Here is a 22,320-nt window from a genome sequence, read left to right on the forward strand (position 1 = left end):
AGGCGGATACGCGATCAGATCAGAGAGAGAAACTCTCACCCAGATAGACGCGGCGGACGCCTTCATGCTGCACCACTTCATAAGGGGCGCCTTCCATCAGCAGCTGTCCACCATGCAGGATATAAGCGCGATCAATGACTTCCAGTGTTTCACGCACGTTGTGGTCCGTGATCAGCACGCCAATCCCGCGCTGCTTCAGATGACCAACCAGATCACGGATTTCGCCCACTGCGATGGGGTCAATGCCTGCAAGCGGCTCGTCCAGCAGGATATAGCCGGGCTGGGTCGCCAGGGCTCGGGCAATTTCCAGTCGGCGTCGTTCTCCGCCCGACAGGGCCAGGGCGGGAGTACGCCGCAGATGGCCGATGCCGAACTCGGACAACAGCTCCGCGAGCATATGCTCGCGTGTGGTGCGGTTGCTTTCGACGACCTCCAGAGCGGCCATGATGTTCTGTTCGACATTCAGCCCACGAAAGATGCTGGCTTCCTGCGGGAGGTAGCCGATGCCCAGACGGGCACGCCGATACATGGGCAGGCCGGTAATATCGCTGCCATCAAGCTGGATCGAGCCGGTATCAGGTCGCACGAGGCCGACGATCATATAGAAGGTGGTGGTTTTGCCGGCTCCGTTTGGTCCCAGCAGCCCCACAGCCTCGCCACGTTGGACGAAGACCGAGACGTTCCGCACGACAGGGCGTTTCTTATAGGTTTTGCCAACACCGATGGCCGCAAGGCCATGCGTGATTTTAGCCGGATCGACCCTCGGCTTGTATCCGCTCCCCTGTGACCCGTGATCATATCCGGAGGCAGAAGAGGGCTCTGCGGCAAGGCTGGAGGCAGAAGGTTGCTCGTTCATGCTCATCGCGTCTTGTCTTTTTTGGGCGCTGCTGAGGATGCAGGCTTTTCACTGCCCGTTTCAGTGGGGACGATCATGCCTTGCACGCGACTGTCCCGGGCAGAGAGCAGGGTTGAAATGCCCGTCTTCAAATTCACATCCGCAGCAGCTCCATTGACCTGATTCTGGCCGCGGGTGATGCGCACATGGCCGATCAGACGGGCAATGCCGGTATCCGGCACATAGACACCGCGATCGCCATAAGCTGTCTCCGTAGGGGTGCGGATCTCGACATTGCCGTAGGCCTCGGCGCGCTGGAGCTTGCCGGCCGCGGAAGCGGGATCAGTGCTTTTTTTCGCATCCTGGGCAGCGGGTTTGGGCTGTGAGGCAGCTTTCGCGTCCGGTGATTGCTCGGTGGTGTAGCCCACCAGGGTATCAGCCTTGATGCGTTTACCATCATTGGTTGTCAGCACGGCGTCGCCGCGTGCAACGGACATGTGCTTCTGCGCCCAGTATTCCAGACTATCGCGGGCAGTCAGCACATCCTGCGGCGTGGTGAGTTTCAGCTTTTTCCCGGTCAACAGCAGAATGGCCTGATCCATGTCGTAGATTGCACGATCGCCCCAAGCCTGATCAGTGTCGGTGTAGATGTGAACGTTGCCGACAGCTTCCAACCGATAGATTTCGTTGGCACCGCTATCATCAGCCGGATTGGCGGAGGCTTTGGCGGGCGTGGGTGTGGCTGGCGTCTGGTCCGGGGTTTGTTTTTTTCTGTAATGGGCGATGAGCGTATCGGCGCGAACCGTTACATTGTCACGGATTGCCACGGCATTGCCGCGGGCCACGACTTCCTTTTCCTGCTGCCGCCAGTCGATTCCGTCCTGCGCCGTGACCTGCACCGGTCCGCCATGAGACAGATCAAGACTCTGGGCCGAGGCGATGCAGGGCAGGCTGATCGCCAGCGCGGTGGTCAGAAGAACCGCACGAATAGTCATGGGGCTGTTTTCGCCTGCGTTGTGCCGGATGATCTGGCAGCATTGAGCACCATCCGGGAAGGACCATGAAACTGCATGATATTGCCCCGATCCAGCAAGGTGAAGCCATGGCTGGCATCAAGCGTGCCGAACGGCCCTTCGAGGCTGACCTTGTCGCTGGAGGAAACGGCGCCATGATGCATGTTGAGGGAGGCAGTCTGGGATGTCATGACTGTCCCGTCATCACGGTACAATGTTACGTCGCCGGTCATGTCCAGCATACCCAGATGCTGCAGATAAACACCTTTTTTTGACTGCACCATCAACCAGTTGCCGTTCTGCAATGTGGCGTCGGCCTTTGGCTGGGCCAGATTGATCCGTTCCTGATCAACCTGCTCGGCGGCATGAGCGGTCACGGTATAGGGGCGGTTCTGCTCATCCACGCCGCGATAGGTGGCGCCGGTGAGCCGCGTTCCGTTGGAAGCGGTGGCCGCAAGGCGTCGATAGGTGACGCGGGCGGCGTCAACCTCATGGTCGATTTCCGGCCAGATTGCCAGCATCGTCAACAGCAGGGCGGCCGTGGCCGGCAGAAGATATTTAACAGCCATGACCATACGGTGCCGTTGTGCAATCCGTCTGGGGGAAGGCACCTTGGCCCTTTTGATCGGGGCGGTCTGGGTGAGGCGAGGTTTATCCTGCATGGTGAGGGGCTGGCTGGTGTTCATTAGGCCACTCCTGCGCGCAACAGGTCATGAATATGAATGACCCCGATCGGTGTATGCGTTGCGTCGACGACGAATAAAGCATTGATTGGCCGCGCCGTCTGACTGCTGTTTGGGGGGCCGTTTCGGTTCGGGCCGGTCATGGCGTGCAGAGCTTCAGCGGCCAGAACGGAGGGGGCAATGGTGCGTGGATCGCGGGTCATGATATCTGCCACCGGCCGTTGCCAAAGATCAGGGGCCATATGCCGCCGCAGATCCCCATCGGTGACGATGCCGATCAGCCTGCCTTCCTGATCCACCACCCCAACGCAACCCAGGCTTTTACTGCTGATCAGCAGTACCGCTTCATCCATCCGCATGTCGGGGGGGACCAGTGGCATGTCGTCCCCACTGCGCATGATATCCCCGACGGTGCGTAATTGCGCACCCAGACGGCCGCCGGGATGAAAGGCGCCGAAATCCCGGGCAGTGAAGCCGCGTCGCTTGAGCAGCGCCACGGCCAGCGCATCCCCAAGCGCCATTTGCAAAGTGGTGGAGGTGGTGGGGGCAAGACCCATCGGGCATGCCTCCGCCACCGGGGGGAGCAGCAACACAATATCGGCGGCCCGTGCCAAAGCGCTGCCGGAGCGACCTGTCACACCGATCAGGGGAAGGCCGAAGCGGCGTGTATGGGCCACCAGATCAGCCAATTCCGAGGTCTCGCCGGAATTCGACAGGGCCAGCACGATATCACCGTTCACGATCATGCCGAGATCCCCATGAGAGGCTTCGGCCGGATGCACGAACAGGGCAGGGGTACCGGTGGAAGACAGGGTTGCGGCAATTTTTCGCCCCACATGCCCTGATTTACCGATTCCGCTGACCACGACCCGTCCGGCGCTGGCAGCGATCATCGCCACTGCATGCAGAAATTGCTCGTCCAGCGCGTCTGCCAGAACCTTCAGCGCGTCTGCCTCTGTCAACAGCACATCACGAGCTACGACAAGCCCGGCTTTATCCGTGCCGGAAAAAACAGGTTTTGAAGCGGACTCTGTGGCCATGGTGACCGTTTGCGCAGTCATGACAGGGCGATCCTCATATCCAGAATCATGTTCATGCCACGATGGCATCGGCACCGGTGCGGCAATATTGGAATGACCGATCGGTCACCTTATGCTCGGAAACCCGAATGGTGGCAAACATAAGAAAAATCCAGAGACTGGCGAAACAGATTGTGTGACAAATCGTCACGAGGCTGCCGATTTACAGCCACTGACTAACAGCCATGCCATATTTGCTTTGAAGCAGGTTGCTCCTGGCCACGATCCCGAAATACAGCATTCAGACATTTCATGAAAATCGGATAACAGTTTGTCAGAAATACGGCAGCCTGTCCTCTGCTATCATCCTGTAATCTACGCTGATTCATCAGTGCGAAAAAATATCCGGCTGATCATATCCCAGATAGTCCAGTCGTGCTCTGGCAGGCAGAAAGGCGAAGCATGCTTCGGCCAGAGCGAGCCGATCCTCCCGGATCAGCAATCCTTCCAGCCGGTTCCACAGCGCATGCAGATGCAGCACGTCGGAGGCAGCATAGGCCATCTGCTCCGGCGTCAGTTCAGGGGCGCCCCAGTCGGAACTCTGCTGCTGCTTGCTGATATCTACCCCCAGCAGATCGCGGCACAGATCTTTCAGGCCATGGCGATCGGTGAAGGTGCGGACCAGTCTGGCGGCGATCTTGGTACATTTGATGTTGGACATCGTGATACCGAGTGCGTTCTGCAAAATGCCGACATCGAACCGTGCGAAATGCATCAGCTTCACGCAGGCCGGATTGCTCAGCAACCGCTTCAGATTGGGGCAGTCGGCACCTCTGCCGCCCAGTCGCTCCGGCACGATCTGCACAAGGTGGGCATGACCATCCCCGGCGGAAATCTGGATCAGGCACAGCCGATCCCGGTGATGATTCAGCCCCATCGTTTCAGTATCGATGGCGATAAGGGAACCAAGATCCAGCGAAGGGGGAAGGTCGTGCCGATGAAGATGAATGGTTTTGTCGGCCATGAACTGTGTGATCACCGGGCTGAGACTTACGATGGATGAAGGGCGGATGATGGAATGCAGCACGCTTCATTCCCGGTATCCTGCCAGACAGGCAAGAATAAATGAAATGCAGGGACGACAACGGAAAACGTTGCATCCTGCAAACTCGCATGTCACTGTAGGGAAAGAACGCCGGTTGTTCAGTCATGACCGCCTCCCTCAAACCGAGGGAAGATGGTGCCCAGGAGAAGACTCGAACTTCCACGACCTTGCGGCCACAGGTACCTGAAACCTGCGCGTCTACCAATTCCGCCACCTGGGCATCGGGGCGTTGTGTGGAGCGGCATTTAGCGTCCGCAGCATGGAGCGTCAATGACCGCCGGCCAGGTTTTTTGAAAAAAACGTGACAGGCTGCATGCCATGCCCTCTGTCGGTCATGGAAAATCCCTTGTCCTGAAGCGTTAGGCGCGTTGCAGAACGCTGAAAAATCACGAATCCTGCTCCGCAAGACAGGTCAGGTCACCCTTGTCATGGTTCCGGTGCGCGTTACGGGAATGGGCGGCACATGCTTATCAGGGAGAATGCAGTCATGACCACCACGGAATCGGTGCCGGTTACGCCATCCACTATGCCGGGCCGGATCGCCACGGTTTTCGGAGGCTCGGGCTTTCTGGGGCAGTCGCTGATCAGGCTGCTGGCGCGGGAGGGGTATCAGATACGGGTTCCGGTGCGTGATCCTGAGCAGGTTCTGAAGCTGAAGAGCGCAGGTAGCGTCGGGCAGATCGTGCCGTTGGGCGTGTCGCTGGGAAGTCCTGATGCCGAGACCGGCATTGCCCGGGCCGTGCAGGGAGCATCGCTGGTGGTCAATCTGGTGGGGCTGCTGGCGGAAGCACGGAAAGGAGATTTTCAGCGCGTCCATGTGCAGGCGGCGGGGCTGATTGCATCCCTGTCCGCCCGTGCTGGTGTTTCGGCCTTTGTGCATATATCGGCTCTTGGGGCTGATCCAGCCAGCCCCTCCGCTTACGGACGCAGCAAGGCAGAGGGCGAGCAGGCTGTGCGCTCTGCCGTGCCGCAGGCCGCCATTCTGCGCCCGTCCGTTATTTTCGGGGCCGAGGATCATTTTTTCAACCGCTTTGCCGCTATGGCGGTGAGCTTGCCGATTGTACCGGTGATCTATGGCAACAGTCTGATGCAGCCCGTCTATGTAGAGGATGTAGCCCGTGCGATTCTGGCGGCTTCCATGCAGGCGGCTGGAAATGTCATCGAACTGGGCGGGCCAGAGGTCCTGACGATGCGTGATATTCAACACCGTATCCTGACCATGATTGGTCGGAAAAAGCCGTTGATCGATATTCCTGACAAGGTAGCAATGGCGTTGGCGATGATCGCGGAAAAAATGCCTGGTCGTCCGCTGACCACTGATCAACTTGCCATGCTCGGGTCCGGCAGTGTCGTGTCGCCGCAGGCTCTGACGCTGGAGACGTTGCGGATTGTGCCGACCCCGATTGATCTTGTGGTGCCCCATTATCTCTCCCGTTATCGGGTAGGCGGGCTGGTAGCGCGGCGGGTAAGAAAGATCACCATATCCTAAATAGGTCCGAAATGGACCTTTTTTCGTGGTGCGACAGGGATTTTTGAGGTTAAAATCAGGCATTACAAATTATTTGGTCATATCTATTGACCTATGACTGAAAAATAGGCTCGTCAAATGATGCAGCCTTGTTTATAAGCAATTTGCTCTGGTCGAATATCCCCTTTCGGCCAGAATAGTCGCGCTTGCGCGTCCGGCTCCACACCGCCCACGCAAAGGCTGTGCCGTATCCATACCATGGTCGGCCCGCCGCCCCTTGAGGAGATTGCTTATGGCTGAACGCATGCTCCAGTTCGTCCGTCGTGCGCAGGCCTATCCCGACAAACGCGCGGCAGAGCAGCGTGTGGAGGATTTCGACGAGATCTATGCTGATTTCCAGCCTGAACAGGCGGCGGAGCAGGCATCGCGGTGCAGCCAGTGCGGGGTTCCCTTCTGCTCGATCCACTGCCCGCTTTCCAACAACATCCCCGACTGGCTGAAGCTCACCGCTGAAGGCCGGCTGGAGGAAGCATACGAAGTCAGCAGCGCCACCAACAACTTCCCTGAGATTTGCGGCCGTATCTGCCCGCAGGATCGCCTGTGTGAAGGCAATTGCGTGATTGAGAAGGATTTCAACTCGGTCACTATCGGCTCGGTTGAACGCTACATCACGGATACGGCATGGGAAAAAGGCTGGGTGAAGCCGCCCCGTCCGTCTCATGAGCTTGAGCAGTCGGTGGCGATCATCGGTGCTGGCCCGGCTGGTCTGGCCGCGGCGGAGCAACTGCGCCGGCTCGGTTATCAGGTACATGTCTATGATCGCTATGACCGTGTTGGCGGCCTGTTGATCTACGGAATCCCCGGCTTCAAGCTGGAAAAGGACATCGTTCTGCGTCGCTGGAAGCTGCTGGAAGACGCTGGCGTCGTGTTCCATTGCGGCGTGGAGATCGGCAACGGTCCGGGTGCGGTCTCCATGGCCTCGTTGCAGGAAAAGCATGATGCGGTTCTGGTGGCGACAGGTGTGTATAAGTCCCGCGAACTGGGTGGCCCCGGCTCCGGCCTGCCGGGGATCGTGCCCGCTCTGACCTTCCTGACCGCTTCCAACCGCGTCGGCCTTGGGGACAAGGTGGAGGATTTCGATAACGGTGTTCTGAATGCGGCTGGCAAGGATGTCGTTGTCATCGGCGGTGGTGATACGGCGATGGATTGCGTCCGTACTTCCATCCGGCAGGGCGCTAAATCAGTGAAGTGTCTGTACCGCCGCGATAAGGCCAACATGCCGGGCTCGATGCGGGAAGTGAAAAATGCGGAGGAGGAGGGCGTCGAATTCGTATGGCTCTCCGCGCCGGAAGCGTTCCTCGGTGAGGATCGGGTCAATGGGGTCCGGGCCGTGCGGATGCATCTCGGTCTGCCGGATGCGTCCGGTCGCCAGTCGGTGGAACCGTTGGAGGGCAGCCATTACACCATCCCGGCCGATCTGGTGATCAAGGCGCTCGGCTTCGATCCGGAAGATATGCCGGTGATGTTTGGCACGCCGGAGCTGGGGGTAACCCGCTGGGGCACGCTGAAGGTGGATCCCAAAACCTTCATGACCACTCTGCCGGGGGTGTTTGCGGCCGGTGATATTGTGCGTGGTGCGAGTCTGGTGGTCTGGGCGGTGCGCGATGGCCGTGATGCAGCGGCGGAGATGCATCGTTTCCTGCAAGGCAAGGCGTCCGGCACCCTGAAAGAACATGAGAGCGAGCCGCAGGGCGTCCCGGCGGCGGCGGAATGAGGCGGCGTATGAACAGCGAGAACGCAAAGGAAACCCGGCCCATGAACGTCGTTTCCACGAATTTTGTCGCAGAATGGGATGCGAATGTTGCCGCTCTGCGCGACACCTATTCTCCTGACCAGGAACATGATGCCTGCGGCGTCGGCATGGTGGCCGCGCTGGACGGCAAGCGCCGCCGTGATGTCGTGGAGGCAGGGATCGAGGCGCTGCGGGCCGTGTGGCATCGCGGCGCGGTGGATGCCGATGGCAAGACCGGTGACGGGGCCGGTATCCATATTGAAATTCCGCAGGATTTCTTTGCCGAAGCGGTACGCCGTGGTGGCCATGATCCGCATCCGGGCAAGATTGCTGTTGGTCAGGTGTTTCTGCCGAAATCCGATCTGAATGCGCAGGAACGCTGCCGCCAGATCGTGGAGACTGAAATTCTGGCTTTCGGCTATGGCCTGTATGGCTGGCGTCAGGTGCCGATCAACTATGCCTGCATCGGTGAAAAGGCCAACCAGACCCGGCCGGAAATCGAGCAGATCATGATCTGGAACGCTCGTGGCGTGTCGGAGCAGGAATTCGAGCGCGATCTGTATGTGATCCGTCGCCGTATCGAAAAGCAGGCTGCTGCCGATGGTATTTCCGAGCTGTATCTGTGCTCGCTCTCCACGCGCTCGATCATCTACAAGGGCATGTTCCTGGCGGAGAACCTGACGGATTTCTATCCCGATCTGCTGGATGGGCGTTTCGTCAGCCGCTTTGCGATCTATCATCAGCGTTACAGCACCAACACCTTCCCGACATGGAAGCTGGCGCAGCCTTTCCGCATGATCGCGCATAATGGCGAGATCAACACGGTGATCGGCAACGTCAACTGGATGCGCAGCCATGAAACGCGCCTCGCCCATCCGGCGCTGGACGGATATTTCGAGGATCTGAAGCCGATCGTACAGCATGGTGGCTCTGATACCGCTTCGCTGGATGCGGTGTTCGAGCTGCTGGTGCGTGGCGGCCGTGATGCCCCGATGGCGAAAGCGCTGCTGATCCCGGCTGTTCAGAACGAGAACATGCCGAAAGAGCATCGCGACCTTTACCTGTACGCCAATGCCGTCATGGAGCCGTGGGACGGCCCTGCCGCGGTGTGCGGCACTGATGGGCGCTGGATGATCGCCGGTCTGGACCGCAATGGCCTGCGTCCGCTGCGTTACACCATCACCACCGATCAGCGCCTGATCATCGGCAGCGAAGCCGGTATGGTGAAGCTCGACGAGAGTCAGATTCTCGAAAAAGGCCATGTCGGCCCCGGTGAGACCATCGGCGTCGATCTGGATAACGGGGAATTCTATTCCTCTACCCGTCTGCGTGATGCACTGGCGGCGCGTCGTCCTTTCGGCGAATGGATCAAGGGCATTACCCAGCTTGACGACATCGTCCGCGCCGATGCGGGTGAGCCGTGCCTGTTCCAGGGCGAGGAACTGCGTCGCCGTCAGCTCGGCGTCGGCGTGACGATGGAGGAGCTGGAAGTCATTCTGCACCCGATGGTGGAGGATGCGATTGAGGCGACAGGCAGCATGGGCGATGACACACCCATTGCCGTGCTGAGTGAGAAATATCGCGGTCTGCACCATTATTTCCGTCAGACTTTCGCGCAGGTCACCAATCCGCCGATCGACAGCCTGCGTGAAACGCAGGTGATGTCGCTGAAAACGCGGCTGGGTAATCTGGGCAATATCCTCGATGAGGATCAGTCCCAGTGCGATTTGCTGCAACTGGCCAGCCCGGTCCTGTCCAATGCTGAATACAACGCGATGCGCGATTACATGGGCGCATCAGCCTGTGTGGTGGACTGCACTTTTGCGGTTGAGGAAGGCGAGGCCGGCCTGCGCGCCGCCATCGCCCGGGTGAAGCGGGAGGCCGAGGAAGGCGTTCGGGCCGGATGCACCCATGTCATCCTGACCGACGAAAATACGTCTGCCATGCGCGTGCCGATCCCGATGATCCTCGCCACGGGCGGGGTGCATACGCATCTGGTAGGGCAGTCTCTGCGCACTTTCACCAGCCTGAATGTGCGCAGCGCTGAATGCCTTGATGTGCATTATTTCGCGGTGCTGATCGGTGTGGGCGCTACCACGGTGAATGCCTATCTGGCGCAGGAGAGCATTGCCGATCGGCATCGCCGCGGCCTGTTCGGTGACCTGTCGCTGAAGGAGTGCGTGACCCGTTATCGCAAGGCGATCGACAAGGGGCTGCTGAAGGTGATGTCCAAGATGGGTATCTCCGTGCTCAGCTCCTATCGTGGCGGCTATAATTTTGAGGCGATCGGCCTGTCTCGCTCTCTGGTGGGCGAGTTCTTCCCCGGCATGCAGTCCCGCATTTCCGGCATCGGTCTGGGCGGTATCGCGCACAAGGCGCTGGAACTGCACCGGACGGCATGGTCCAGCGATGCGGTGACGCTTCCCGTGGGCGGCTTTTACAAGTTGCGTCGTCGTGGCGAGGTTCATGCTTTCGACGGACCGCTGATCCACACCCTGCAGGAAGCAGTGGCAACCGGCAGTTACACCACCTATCGGCGTTACACCGATATGGTGCGTCGTCTGCCGCCGGTCGCGCTGCGTGATTTGCTGGACTTCAGGATGGAAGGGCGCACGCCTATCTCCACTGATGATGTCGAAAGCATCACCGAGATCCGCAAGCGTCTGGTGGCACCGGGCATTTCGCTCGGCGCACTCAGCCCGGAAGCGCATGAGACCCTGTCCATCGCCATGAACCGGATCGGCGCGCGCAGCGATAGCGGGGAGGGCGGTGAAGACCCGGCCCGCGCAAAGCCGCGTCCGAACGGCGACAATGCTTCCTCTGCCATCAAGCAGATTGCTTCCGGCCGCTTCGGTGTGACGGCGGAATATCTGAACAACTGCCGCGAAATCGAGATCAAGGTCGCGCAGGGTGCAAAGCCCGGTGAAGGCGGTCAGCTGCCCGGCTTCAAGGTCACGGGGCTGATTGCGAAGCTGCGTCACTCCACCCCCGGGGTCATGCTGATCAGCCCGCCGCCGCATCATGACATCTACTCGATCGAGGATCTGGCGCAGCTGATCTATGATCTGAAGCAGATCAATCCCGATGCGACGGTCTGCGTGAAGCTGGTTGCGCGCTCCGGCATCGGTACCATCGCTGCCGGTGTCGCCAAGGCCAAGGCGGATGCGATTCTGGTCAGCGGTCATGTGGGCGGCACCGGTGCCAGCCCGCAGACCTCAGTGAAATATGCGGGCCTGCCTTGGGAAATGGGGCTGTCGGAGACGCATCAGGTGCTGATGCTCAACCGTCTGCGCCACCGCGTGAAATTGCGCACCGATGGCGGCATCAAGACCGGCCGCGACGTGGTTATCGCCGCGATGCTGGGTGCCGAGGAATTCGGCATCGGCACGGCATCGCTGGTGGCGATGGGCTGCATCATGGTGCGTCAGTGTCATTCCAATACCTGCCCGGTAGGCGTGTGCACACAGGATGAGGCACTGCGCGAGAAATATGATGGCTCGCCGGAGAAGGTGATCAACCTGTTCTCCTTCATCGCTGAGGAAGTGCGGGAAATTCTTGCGTCTCTGGGCGTGCGGACGCTGGCGGAGGTGGTGGGTCGGACCGATCTGCTGCATCAGGTCAGCCGTGGCTCAGAATTCCTCGATGACCTCGATCTGAATCCCTTGCTGGTGCAGGCCGATCCGGGATCGCATGCCCGTTATTGCACCATCGAGGGCAGGAACGAGGTTCCCGAAACCCTTGATGCCCGCATGATTGCTGACGCCGCCCCCCTGTTTGAGCGTGGCGAGAAGATGCAGCTGCAATACGGGGTGCGGAATACGCATCGTGCGGTCGGCACGAAGATGTCCTCGAAAATCGTGCGGAAATTCGGTATGACCGGCCTCCAGCCGAACCATGTCACCGTGCGTCTGCGTGGCAATGCCGGTCAGTCACTCGGCGCTTTCGCGGTGCAGGGGCTGAAGCTGGAAGTGTTCGGCGATGCCAATGACTATGTCGGCAAGGGCCTGTCCGGTGCGACCATTGTGATCCGGACTTCTCCGTCTTCTCCGCTGCGGACCGAGGAAAACACCATTATCGGCAATACCTGCCTGTATGGCGCCACCAGCGGCAGGCTTTTTGCGGCAGGTCGGGCCGGTGAGCGCTTCGCGGTGCGTAACTCCGGCGCCAGCACCGTGGTCGAGGGCTGCGGCTCCAACGGTTGTGAATATATGACGGGTGGGACTGTCGTTATTCTGGGATCGGTCGGGGATAATTTCGGTGCCGGTTTCACCGGTGGTGTGGCCTTCATCTATGATCCGCATGAAAGCTTCGCGGGGCGGGCCAATCCCGATACCATCGCCTGGCATCGTGACTTCTCATCTGACTGGGCCAATCTCCTCAGGGAACTGGTGCGTGAGCATGTAGAGGAAACCGGCAGCCGCTATGCTGCCACATTGCTGCATGACTGGGACGAGAATGTCGGTGATTTCTGGATGGTCGTGCCCAAGGACTACGTGAAATATCTGCCTATGCCCATCAAGGATGAGACCAGGGCAGATGCAATCAGGGCCTGATCAAGCCGTTCACGGTTATGCTCAAAGAGACTGAAGACTGATGATGAAAGCAGGCGTTCCATAAGGGGGCGCCTGCTTTTTTTCGGGTATTGATAGTAATTCGTACCCGTGTCCTGCGCATGGGGCTTATCGAGCCGGTGGAGGATGAGATAGAAGTTTCCGCATGCGCACTTTGTATCATCTTCCTCTTTGCCCGTTTTCCAGGAAAGTCCGTGTCGTTCTGGCGGAGAGGAAGCTTCCTTTCGAACTGAAAGTCGAAAAAGTCTGGGAACGTCGTCCGGAGTATCTGGAGATGAACCCGGCGGCTACGGTGCCGGTGCTGGTGGAGCAGAATGGTCTGCCCATCCCGGATTCCTCGGTCATCTGTGAATATCTGGAGGAAGCCTATCCTGATATCTCCCTGCTCGGGCGCAGCCTGGCCGAGCGTGTGGAGACCCGCCGTCTGGCGGCCTGGTTTGATGGCAGATTTTATCAGGAAGTGACAAAAAATCTGGTGGGTGAAAAATATCTGAAACGCCTGCTAGGGCGCGGCAATCCCGATGCGACAGCGATCAGGACAGGGTTCACCAGCCTGCGCTATCACATGGAATATCTCGGCTACCTTGCGGATACACGGAAATGGCTGGCAGGTGCGGCTATCAGCCTGGCCGATTTCGCAGCGGCGGCGCATGTATCCTGTCTGGATTTCGGCGGTGATATCGACTGGGAGAAATTTCCTTCTGCCCGTGACTGGTATGCGAGGATCAAAAGTCGCCCCAGCTTCCGTGGTATTCTCGCTGACCGTGTACCCGGTATTATTCCGCCCGCCCATTACGCCGATCTCGATTTTTAGAATCTTCAGCGCTGGCTCAAGGGGAGGGCGTTATTTCCGCTCCGGTCCCGCTTCCTGCAAAGCGAGGTTTTGTGCCGCGAGATCGCCGGTAGCGGAATCGGGGGCCAGTGAGATGATCCGCTCCCAATCCTGTCTGGCGCCGTCTTCATTTCCCTGTCGTTGCCGCAGAATACCGCGTTCCAGCAGGGCATCGACATTATCCGGGTCCTGATCCAGCGCTCTGGCGATGTCGTCCGCCGCCTGATCCGGCTTATCCAGCCGCCGAAGGGAAGCGGCACGGTAGACCAACGCATCGGTTCGGCGTGGATCGATATCCAGCGCGTGATTGAGATCGGCGATGGCTTCCTTGAAACGATCCAGTGTCGCGAAGGCAACAGCCCGATCGATCAGCAGGTCGGGATCATCAGGGGCCAGAGCCAGCGCATGGCTGGCGGCTTCCAAAGCTTTCTGCGTATTCCCTGACATAATCCATGCCTGATCGGCCTGACCGAAAATACTGGCCCGCGCAATGGCGGATGCCTTGCTGGTGGTGCCCAGCGTTTCCAGCATGCGGGCGCCCGTTTCAGCATTGCCCAATGCGATTTCCGCCAGGGCAGCACAATGGGCCGCCCCATCTCCCCCTGTTTTCCAGTTTTCCGCCATCTGATAAGCGCCGGAGGGATCGGTTGTGAGCATGGACAGGCAACGGTCGTAATCCGCGCCCTGTGCAATCCGGGGAGGCACTGGCGGGACGGGGAGATCCTCGGTTGAGTCGGTGGCGTTTTCATTATTGATCGGCGCAGGGAAGGGCGACTGATCCTGGCTGATCCACCAGATACTGCCACCCGCGCCCGCAAGCAGCAGGATCATCAGCAGAACATGCGGGGGCGCTGGTGGTTTCATGACGGGTAACAGTCTAGCCTGCTAATGTGGCTTGCGGAAATGGCGGGTTTGCGTTTCGCATGGCGGCCCGTGTCTGCACCCCTGACAAGAGCGTGAGCGATGGATCAAGGCAAACTCCTGATTTTCGGCCTCGGTTACACGGGAACGGCGACGGCGCGTATGGCGCTTTCCGATGGCTGGTCCGTGATCGGGACGAAACGGCAGGCAGATTCCTCGGCTTTGCCAGGCGGAGAGGTTTTGGCTTTTGATGATCCTGCTATCGCCGAGAGGTTGTTTTCCGCGACCCATCTGCTGGTGACGGCCGCACCGGATGAAGGAGGGGATCCGGTGTTGGTTCGATGGGGGGAGGCTATTCGCGGTGCTCCCCGGCTGCGATGGATTGGATATTATTCCAGCACCGGCGTCTATGGCGACTGGGACGGAGCATGGGTGGACGAAGCAACCCAGCCTCGACCGACGCACGCCCGCAGCCAGCGGCGACTGGAGGCGGAGCAGGCATGGGAGGCTCTGGCCGATCATCGTGCCGTTGATATCATCCGGCTGGCTGGCATTTACGGGCCGGGCCGTTCTGCACTGGATGATGTTCGGGCCCGTCGGGCGCGGCGCGTCATCAAACCAGGCCATGCTTTCGGGCGCATCCATCGGGACGATATTGCCCGTGCCACGCTGGTGGCAGCCTCCCGTGCAGGGGGAGGCGTGCGGATATTGAATTTTGTGGATGATTGCCCGGCTGAAAGCGCCGCTGTGGTGGAGGAGGCAGCGCGGCTGCTGCATGCACCCCTGCCACCGTCTGTGCTGTTCAAGGAGGCAGTCACCACCATGTCGCCGATGGCCCGCAGCTTCTGGGATGATAACCGGCGTGTCTCCTGTGCTGCTACCAAGGCGGAACTGGGAATCGACTGGCTTTATCCGTCTTTCAGGGAGGGACTAAATGCCATCTTGGCGGAGGAGGGAGGGGCGGCTACAGAGGGGAGCATCTGACATTGGTCGATGCCTTGGCTAAAAATATTGATGGCAGGTCTTGCCATGGATGCTGCGGTGCAGCAAAAACTGCCCAAGCCAGCATCCCGATGCGCCGTCCCGTTCGCTCTGCCCGTGAATTTTGGTGATCGCCTTGCATCTTCCTATTCTGTCTATCCTTGTGGGTCTGCCAGTTTTTGGCTCCTTTCTTCTGCTGTTCTTGCGGGGGACGGGAATTTCGCAGGCGGCGACAGCCCGGGGTATCGCGCTGGGCGTCAGCCTGATTACCTTCCTGCTGTCCCTGGTGTTGTGGATCGAGTTTGATCCTTCGGTAACGGGACTCCAGTTCGAGGAGCGGGCAAACTGGATGCCGGGCTTCGGCGTTTCCTATCATCTCGGGGTGGACGGTTTCAGCCTTCTGCTGCTTCTGCTGACAACCTTGCTGACGCCGATTTCCATTCTGGCGGCATGGCGGGTCATTCACGAGCGTGTTTCGCATTACATGCTGGCCGTGTTGATGTTGCAGGCGGCAATGATCGGCGTGTTCGTTGCTCAGGATTTTGTGGTTTTCTACATCTCCTATGAGGCGACGCTGGTTCCTGGTTCCCTGTTGATTGGCCTGTGGGGCGGTCCACGTCGCGCTTTCGCGGCGATGAAGTTCTTCCTGCTGACTTTCGGCAGCTCCCTGCTGATGCTGCTGGTGCTGCTGTATGCGTGGTATGTCACCGGCTCCACCGATATGGATGTGCTGCTGCATACGCGCTTCCCCATGACGGCACAGAGCCTGATTTTCCTGGCTTTCGTGCTGGCTTTCGGCACCAAGCTTCCGATCTGGCCGCTGCATTCCTGGCTGCCGGATGCTTATGGCGAAGCGCCCGCACCTGCGACTGCGCTGCTCTCCGGTGTCATGGCCAAGGCGGGGGCGTATGGTCTGCTGCGCTTTGCCATTGGTATGGCACCGGATGCAGCCCGCCACTATGCGCCGGTGATGATGATCCTCGGTGTCGTCGGGGTGATCTACGCAGCCATCATTGCCTGTGCGCAGACCGATATGAAGAAAATGGTCGCCTATTCCTCCTTCTCCCATATGGGGCTGGTGGTGGTTGGCCTGTTCAGCCTGACCACCGAGGGTATTGATGGCGCGCTGTTTCAGATGGTTTCGCACGGAATTATCATCGCGGGCCTGTTCTTCTGTGTCAGCATGGTCAGCTTCCGCGCAGGATCCCGTGATTTCGTGAAAGTCACGGGTGTCGTTAATTACGCTCCGCGGCTGGCGGCTCTGGCGATGGCCTTTTCCATGGCGAGCATCGGCCTGCCGGGAACGGGGGGCTTCGTCGGCGAGGTGCTGGTTATTTTCGGTGCCCTGCATGTCAATTTCTGGCTGGCCCTGCTGGCTGGCACCAGCATGGTGTTGGGCGCGATCTACATGCTGAGCTTTTACTGGCGGGTCATGTTCGGCAAGCTGAGCGGGGTTGTCGCCGTTCTGCATGATATGACGCGCCTGGAGATGGCGGTGCTGGTGCCGCTTGCCGTGTTGACGCTGTGGATGGGGTTCTACCCGACCAGCTTCACCAGAGTGTTCAATGCCAGCGCCCATGCACAGGTTGTTGCCGTGAACGCGCATGACCATGCGCTGGCTTCTGCCGCCCTACCGGTTGTGATCAGCCGCAATTAAGGTCAGGATACAGTTTCAGCCCGCCGGATGCGTTCCATGATATCCTGTGGGGAGGCTCCGCTTTCCCGCAGGGATCGCACGGTCAGAGCAGCATCGCGTTTCGCCAGCCTCTGTCCATCAGCCCCCCTCAGCAGGCCATGATGCGCATAAGCGGGTTCCGGCCAGCCGAACAGGGTCTGTAGCAGTCGGTGCAGATCGGTGGCCGCCAGCAAATCCTCCCCCCGCGTGACCAGTGTAATGCCCTGCACGGCATCGTCATGCACGGCACAGAGGTGATAGCTGGCAGGCACGTCCTTCCGTGCCAGTACTACATCACCGAAGCGTTCCGGGTAGCATGGAAAGCGGATGCCATGTTCGATCCGCTCCAGCGGATGAGACAGGCGGTGTAATGCGGCCTGCATGTCGAGCCGCCATGCACAGGCTTCTCCAGTAGTCAGGCGCGCCTCTCGTTCAGCCGGTGACAGAGAACGGCAGGTGCCCGGATAAAGCGGCACACCATCCGGGCTGTGTGGCGCACGACCGGCTTCGGCGATTTCGCGGGTAATGGCGGCACGGGTGCAGAAACACGGATAGAGCAGCCCCTCTGACCGGAGATGCTCCAGTGCCTGACTGTAGTCCGCCATATGGCGGGACTGGATACGTACAGGCTGCTGCCATTCAAAGCCCAGCCAGTCGAGATCCTCCAGCAGGGCTGCACTCCATTCCGGGCGGCAACGTGTTGTGTCGATATCCTCAATCCGCAGCAGGAAATGGCCATGGCTGGCCTGCTTTCTGGCCTGCCACGCGGCATAGACATGGCCCAGATGCAGATAGCCGGTGGGGCTGGGGGCAAAACGGGTGATGACAGTCATGGAAAGCGTTTATCATGGCCTCTGGCGGAGACGAATGCATGATGCCTCATCCACAAGGATGGATAGCCTGGCCTTCTGATGAGGGGGGTGGTCCTGAAACCGCAATCACAGGATGGATGAAGCCGCCCGTGAATAGTCGGGCGCAATGTCTGATCGTGCTGTGCCACGGCCATGGCAATGATGCGGGTGGTATGATGTGGCTGGCGGAGCGTTGGGCGTCGCATTTGCCCGATGCCGCTTTTTTATCTCTGAACGGGTGGGAGCCATGTGTGCTGCATCCCGGCACGCGCCAATGGTGGTCTTTGCGTGATCGCACACCGGAAACCGACCGTGCCGGCGCGGCGCGTCTCGGCCCTGTTCTGGCGGAGACGATCAGGATTGCCACCGTGCGGCTTGGCTTGACCGCAAGGGAAGTGGCGCTGGTCGGCTTTAGCCAGGGCGCCATGAGCGTAATGGCGGCCGGGCTGTTCGCGGAAAGCCGGATCGCGGGAGAAGTGGCAAGTGCCATCGTCAGTATCGCCGGAGCCTTGCACCTGGCTGAGGAGGCTTTGATCCCGTCAGCGGATAATATGCCAGCGGTTCTGCTGCTCCATGGTGATCAGGATGATGTGGTGCCCCTTACGCGCAGTATGGTGGCCGATTCCAGGCTGAAAGCCATGCATGTGCCGGTCACACTGACTATCCTGCCGGGGATTGGGCATGAGGTCACCGCTGCAGAAGCTGATTGCACACTTGCGTTTATCATCAGGGTTTTACAGGCGGATGCTTAGACGCTTTCTGGCATGGTGGTTCATGACGAAGTCATGACGTGTGCCTGTATCCGGGTTGCTACAACACGGCTTGTCTGCGATAAAAGTCGAAGTTCTCCGCGGCGCACATGATCTGGCAGTTCGTGGCTAGGATTTCTTCACCAGAGTGTGCGACCGCCTGAATAGGAAGCGGCAATGCCTGATGGTGAGCAGTTGCACAGCCTTGTTAGAACGGGTGGACCGGCACAGTTTCCGGCTCTGGTTCTCAATGCGGATTTCCGCCCGCTCTCATATTTTCCGCTCTCGCTATGGTCCTGGCAGGATGCGGTAAAAGCGGTCTTTCTGGATCGCGTCTCAGTGCTCAGTGAATACGATCACGAAGTTCGTTCCCCCAGCCGTACGCTGAGACTGCCCAGTGTGATTGCGCTGAAGGATTATGTCCCCACAGCCCGGCGCCCCGCTTTCACCCGGTTTAACGTATTCCTGCGCGATGCCTTTTCCTGCCAGTATTGCGGGCAGCGTATGCCGACGCCTGAACTGACCTTTGATCACGTCATTCCACGCTGCCGCGGTGGGCGGACGACCTGGGAAAACGTTATTACTGCCTGCGGAAGCTGTAATCTGCGCAAGGGCTCGCGGTTGCCGCGTGAATGCAATATGCTGCCCCTGACGACGCCGCGTCAGCCTTCAACGTGGGAATTGCAGGATAATGGGCGGGCTTTCCCCCCGAACTATCTGCATGAAAGCTGGCGCGATTATCTGTATTGGGACAGCGAACTGGAGAGCTGAGCCCGCACGGCCCGCCGCTCTGCTGGCCGTACGGCCAGCAGAGAAAGAAAATGGCAGGCAGGCTGAGACAATACGGTATTCCTCTGGCGCTCATGATCATGGTCGCGGGGATGACGGGGCTGGTATCCTATTCGGTGACTTTGTACCGGCTGTTCTGCCAGGTGACCGGGGCAGGCGGCACAACCCAGCGCGTCACGGAGGATGAGGCGGCCAAAGCAGTCTCATCCCGCATGGTCACGGTGTTTTTCAACGCCGATGTTTCCCCGAAGCTCCCCTGGCGTTTTCGTCCTCTGCAACGCAGCGTCAAAGTACATCTGGGACAGCAGGTGCCGATTTTCTATGAAGCGGAGAACACCAGCGATCAGGATATCGTGGGCCATGCCACCTTCAATGTGACTCCGGATAAAGCGGGCATCTACTTCAAGAAGATCGAGTGCTTCTGCTTTACGGAGGAGAGGCTGGCTGCGCATCGCTCGGTGCAGATGCCGGTGCTGTTCTATGTTGATCCGGCCATGGCCAACGATCCGGCCATGCAGGATGTGGATCAGATCACGCTGTCCTACACGTTTTTCCGTTCCGAGACCGGGCAGACTCCGGCGGATCTGGCGCGTTTCCATGACGGACCGCCAGATGCGGCGCTGGGAAAGAAAATATTCGCCGCTCAATGTTCAGGCTGTCATGAGATGGGGACCGATAAGGAAGGCCCCCGTCTGGCAGGCATTATCGGCCGTAAGGCCGGTTCTGTGCCGGGTTATCCATACAGCAAAGCTTTGGCGGCTGCGGATTTCATCTGGGATGAGGGGCATCTGGACCGCTGGCTGGCCGGACCTGCTGCCATGCTGCCCGGTGCGGCGATGCCCATGAGCATCGATAATCCTGTCGCCCGGCGGGATATCATCGCCTACCTGAAACAGGTCATGCCAGCAAAAGCGACGGAGGCGACGCCCCAGCCGCCGACTGCACCGGCAGATCGGAAAGGGCCGGGCTGAAAGGAAATATTAAAACGACAGATTGGTGCGAAAACCGAGCACCAAAGCCGTTCCGTACTGCCGCACACCGCCGGGATGCACCACGACCTGAAGGTCAGGCTCGATTGCCAGACCTTCGCAGGCATGGATCGTATATTCGGCCTCTATGATAACTTCATCACCCTGTGGCCCGGGAACGCCCCCCGTCAGGGGCTGCCCTGCGGCTTGCTCGGCTTTTTGGAGAGCCTTCAGGCCCCGGCTCTGCTGAGCGTAATAGACGGCGAAACCATAGCTGTCCCTGCGACGTGCGGGCCAGAAAGCACGGTCCACCATGCCGACAAAACCGAGGCTGCGATAGGGTGAAAATCTGTCATCCGACAGGGTGAAACCGGCAAAGACGATCAGCCCTTCCCGTGCATAGGGGCCGCGCCGCAGCAGCATCTGGTCAGCCATGATCCAGAATCCCGAGCGGCCTCTGATCGTTTTTTGTGTGGCCGGATTGTTGTTGGAAGGGACGGGAAGGCCATATCCCTCGTCAGAGGGGAGATCGCGGTACAGGGTGTTGGTGCGTGCACTGTCATAGTAGGCCCCTATTTTATAATGCCCAGGCCGCTCGTTATTCCCGCCACCCGGTTCCCAACCGATTTCCACCGGGATCATCATGCCGTTGGCTGTGGCCGTGCTGAACTGAAGTCCCGTACGACCGCCGCGTGCGGAATTGGATTCGAAAACACCGGTTTCCACATAGGTTTCCGGTGTAGGGCGACCGCGGATGCGTCCGCCCCAGTTGGCGGCGGCGCCATTGGTAAAGGCGGGTCTGTCGCCGGCTGATAAAGGTGTGGGCACACCACAGAAAGCATTGCTGACAAATTCGCAATAGATAGGCGACGATGCGAAATCGGTCGCGACCTGCAATCGCCCCACGGCAATCGACACTCTTTTTTTCAGCAGGAGCTGCTCAGCATAGAGCATCGACAAATGGGCAGCGACATTGCCGCCGCCGCCCGCGATTTCCTGCACGGGATAGAGAGAATCCCCCATCACGGTACTGCTCAGACTGCGCCCGGCGCGGTTGATAACGATCGCGCGTGTGGTCAACCCTTTCCAGCCCGCCAATTTATTCCAGTCAATCTTGAGTTCGATGCCGCGATTATCGGCATAGGCAATGCCACGCCCCCGACCGCCGGTGACATTGCCCATCGTCTCGCTGAGATAGCCGGCAATGAGTTCGATCCCGTGATGTTCCAGAGAGGGCCTGATACCGCCCCAGTGACCGAAAAAATGCTCTCTGGGCGCGATGGGCGGGATTGTCGGATCAGGCGGTTGCGTCAGGGACCGGGACGGCATGGAGCCAAGTCCCGGCGTTTCAGATTGTGCATAGGCCTGCGTTATCAGCGAAAATCCCATCGCCGCACCGACCAGAATCCCGGTCAGTATCCTCACAATCAGGCAAAGGTGTGAAAGGAACATCCCGGACCAGAAAGCCAAAAAACGCATGCAAAAATATTTCGATACAGCATTAAACAAACTGCAATGACGGTATGATCTGAACAGGATGGAGTTTAAACGCGTTCGCTGATGGCGATGGCCAGACGGCAGCCAGCCTTGATTGCGCCGGATAGCAGCCGATAGGCTGGCGCCAGCTCTGCCTCATTGGCAAGGCCGATATCGCGGTGCTCCAGTTCTTCCTCCCTGAAGCGGGCGATGGTTTCTTTCAGCGCGTGTTCTTCATCGGGCAGAGCCTCGATCTGTCGGGCGTAGTGATTGTCGATCGTTTCCTCGACGGCGACGGTGCAGGCCATGGCAGCGCGTTCGCCAATGGCGGCCGTCAGGGCTCCGAGCGCAAAACCGGCCACATGCCAGAAAGGCAGCATCGCGGTCGGGCGGACCCGACGATCGGCGATCATGCGGGAGAATGTTTCGCGATGCACATCCTCCTGCGCCTTCATGTGTTCCAGTGTCGGCGCGTGGCGGGAGCGGCGCAAAACGGCCAGTTGCCCGGCATAGATCCGTGATGCGCCGTATTCTCCTGCGTGGTCCACCCGGATCATCCGCGCCAGCCGCTCACGGGCCGGAAGATCGCCGGGCAAGGAAGGCGATATGGGAGCCGAGGCTGAAGCTGTGTGCGTCATGCAGCGTTTCTCCG

Annotated in this window: 18 protein-coding genes and 1 tRNA gene; 9 read left to right on the top strand and 10 right to left on the bottom strand. The window is 59.5% G+C overall.

All coding sequences use genetic code 11. The features are described 5' to 3' along the window. Positions 1-19: 19 nt before the first annotated feature. From lptB to GbCGDNIH8_RS03600, 6 genes are all read right to left on the bottom strand, one after another. Entirely contained in the window at positions 20-862 is an 843-nt protein-coding gene (gene lptB, locus GbCGDNIH8_RS03575; protein ID WP_253736099.1) for an LPS export ABC transporter ATP-binding protein, read from the bottom strand. Then, complete coding sequence (locus tag GbCGDNIH8_RS03580) at positions 859-1,830, bottom strand: LptA/OstA family protein (protein ID WP_072572116.1); 972 nt, start codon at positions 1,828-1,830, stop codon at positions 859-861. Before GbCGDNIH8_RS03580 ends, lptB begins: the two co-directional genes overlap by 4 nt. Next, a complete protein-coding gene (gene lptC / locus GbCGDNIH8_RS03585) occupies positions 1,827-2,534 on the bottom strand; it encodes an LPS export ABC transporter periplasmic protein LptC (RefSeq protein WP_072572117.1) in 708 nt (235 codons plus the stop codon). Before lptC ends, GbCGDNIH8_RS03580 begins: the two co-directional genes overlap by 4 nt. After that, positions 2,534-3,592, bottom strand: coding sequence for a KpsF/GutQ family sugar-phosphate isomerase (locus GbCGDNIH8_RS03590; protein WP_095206413.1), 1,059 nt, complete (start codon positions 3,590-3,592; stop codon positions 2,534-2,536). Before GbCGDNIH8_RS03590 ends, lptC begins: the two co-directional genes overlap by 1 nt. A 346-nt stretch (positions 3,593-3,938) precedes the next feature. Beyond that, complete coding sequence (locus GbCGDNIH8_RS03595; protein ID WP_072573603.1) at positions 3,939-4,574, bottom strand: ribonuclease D; 636 nt, start codon at positions 4,572-4,574, stop codon at positions 3,939-3,941. A gap of 214 nt (positions 4,575-4,788) precedes the next feature. After that, positions 4,789-4,875, bottom strand: a tRNA-Leu gene (locus tag GbCGDNIH8_RS03600). 267 nt (positions 4,876-5,142) lie between these two features. Between GbCGDNIH8_RS03600 and GbCGDNIH8_RS03605 the strand changes: the two genes are divergently transcribed. The 4 genes from GbCGDNIH8_RS03605 (at position 5,143) to GbCGDNIH8_RS03620 (ending at position 13,300) form a co-directional block, all read left to right on the top strand. Next, complete coding sequence (locus GbCGDNIH8_RS03605; RefSeq protein ID WP_172822886.1) at positions 5,143-6,144, top strand: complex I NDUFA9 subunit family protein; 1,002 nt, start codon at positions 5,143-5,145, stop codon at positions 6,142-6,144. 271 nt (positions 6,145-6,415) lie between these two features. After that, positions 6,416-7,897 carry an NAD(P)-dependent oxidoreductase gene (locus GbCGDNIH8_RS03610; RefSeq protein WP_072572118.1) on the top strand — a complete coding sequence of 494 codons (1,482 nt, stop codon included), beginning with the start codon at positions 6,416-6,418 and terminating at the stop codon, positions 7,895-7,897. Positions 7,898-7,938: 41 nt separating this feature from the next. Next, on the top strand, positions 7,939-12,468 hold the full coding sequence (gltB, locus tag GbCGDNIH8_RS03615; protein ID WP_072573605.1) for a glutamate synthase large subunit: 4,530 nt from the start codon (positions 7,939-7,941) through the stop codon (positions 12,466-12,468). A 163-nt stretch (positions 12,469-12,631) separates the two neighbouring features. Then, entirely contained in the window at positions 12,632-13,300 is a 669-nt protein-coding gene (locus GbCGDNIH8_RS03620; RefSeq protein WP_072572119.1) for a glutathione S-transferase family protein, read from the top strand. 30 nt (positions 13,301-13,330) lie between these two features. On the opposite strand, the gene GbCGDNIH8_RS03625 is transcribed toward GbCGDNIH8_RS03620, so the two are convergent. After that, positions 13,331-14,182 (bottom strand): tetratricopeptide repeat protein, encoded by an 852-nt coding sequence (locus tag GbCGDNIH8_RS03625; RefSeq protein ID WP_072572120.1) that lies wholly within the window; start codon positions 14,180-14,182, stop codon positions 13,331-13,333. A gap of 99 nt (positions 14,183-14,281) precedes the next feature. Here GbCGDNIH8_RS03625 and GbCGDNIH8_RS03630 point away from each other — a divergent pair, with 99 nt between their 5' ends. Together GbCGDNIH8_RS03630 and GbCGDNIH8_RS03635 are read left to right on the top strand one after the other, a co-directional pair. Beyond that, positions 14,282-15,163 carry an SDR family oxidoreductase gene (locus tag GbCGDNIH8_RS03630; protein WP_072572121.1) on the top strand — a complete coding sequence of 294 codons (882 nt, stop codon included), beginning with the start codon at positions 14,282-14,284 and terminating at the stop codon, positions 15,161-15,163. Positions 15,164-15,296: 133 nt separating this feature from the next. After that, positions 15,297-16,817 carry a complex I subunit 4 family protein gene (locus GbCGDNIH8_RS03635; RefSeq protein WP_072573606.1) on the top strand — a complete coding sequence of 507 codons (1,521 nt, stop codon included), beginning with the start codon at positions 15,297-15,299 and terminating at the stop codon, positions 16,815-16,817. A gap of 2 nt (positions 16,818-16,819) precedes the next feature. On the opposite strand, the gene gluQRS is transcribed toward GbCGDNIH8_RS03635, so the two are convergent. Beyond that, positions 16,820-17,668 (bottom strand): tRNA glutamyl-Q(34) synthetase GluQRS, encoded by an 849-nt coding sequence (gene gluQRS, locus GbCGDNIH8_RS03640; RefSeq protein ID WP_072572122.1) that lies wholly within the window; start codon positions 17,666-17,668, stop codon positions 16,820-16,822. 38 nt (positions 17,669-17,706) lie between these two features. Here gluQRS and GbCGDNIH8_RS03645 point away from each other — a divergent pair, with 38 nt between their 5' ends. The 3 genes from GbCGDNIH8_RS03645 (at position 17,707) to GbCGDNIH8_RS03655 (ending at position 20,195) form a co-directional block, all read left to right on the top strand. Further along, on the top strand, positions 17,707-18,438 hold the full coding sequence (locus tag GbCGDNIH8_RS03645; RefSeq protein ID WP_157692691.1) for an alpha/beta hydrolase: 732 nt from the start codon (positions 17,707-17,709) through the stop codon (positions 18,436-18,438). A gap of 174 nt (positions 18,439-18,612) precedes the next feature. Further along, positions 18,613-19,206 carry an HNH endonuclease gene (locus tag GbCGDNIH8_RS03650; RefSeq protein ID WP_011631418.1) on the top strand — a complete coding sequence of 198 codons (594 nt, stop codon included), beginning with the start codon at positions 18,613-18,615 and terminating at the stop codon, positions 19,204-19,206. A gap of 50 nt (positions 19,207-19,256) precedes the next feature. After that, complete coding sequence (locus GbCGDNIH8_RS03655; protein ID WP_072572124.1) at positions 19,257-20,195, top strand: cytochrome c oxidase assembly protein; 939 nt, start codon at positions 19,257-19,259, stop codon at positions 20,193-20,195. Between the two features lie 9 nt (positions 20,196-20,204). On the opposite strand, the gene GbCGDNIH8_RS03660 is transcribed toward GbCGDNIH8_RS03655, so the two are convergent. Both GbCGDNIH8_RS03660 and GbCGDNIH8_RS03665 read right to left on the bottom strand, forming a co-directional pair. Then, the gene (locus GbCGDNIH8_RS03660) at positions 20,205-21,617 is read right to left on the bottom strand and encodes a carbohydrate porin (RefSeq protein WP_157692539.1); all 1,413 of its coding nucleotides are present in this window, start codon (positions 21,615-21,617) and stop codon (positions 20,205-20,207) included. Between the two features lie 119 nt (positions 21,618-21,736). Continuing rightward, positions 21,737-22,306 carry a demethoxyubiquinone hydroxylase family protein gene (locus GbCGDNIH8_RS03665; RefSeq protein ID WP_072572126.1) on the bottom strand — a complete coding sequence of 190 codons (570 nt, stop codon included), beginning with the start codon at positions 22,304-22,306 and terminating at the stop codon, positions 21,737-21,739. Positions 22,307-22,320: the final 14 nt, after the last annotated feature.

It is taken from the genome of Granulibacter bethesdensis (assembly GCF_001889545.1).
In the GTDB taxonomy this organism is placed as follows: domain Bacteria; phylum Pseudomonadota; class Alphaproteobacteria; order Acetobacterales; family Acetobacteraceae; genus Granulibacter; species Granulibacter bethesdensis_B.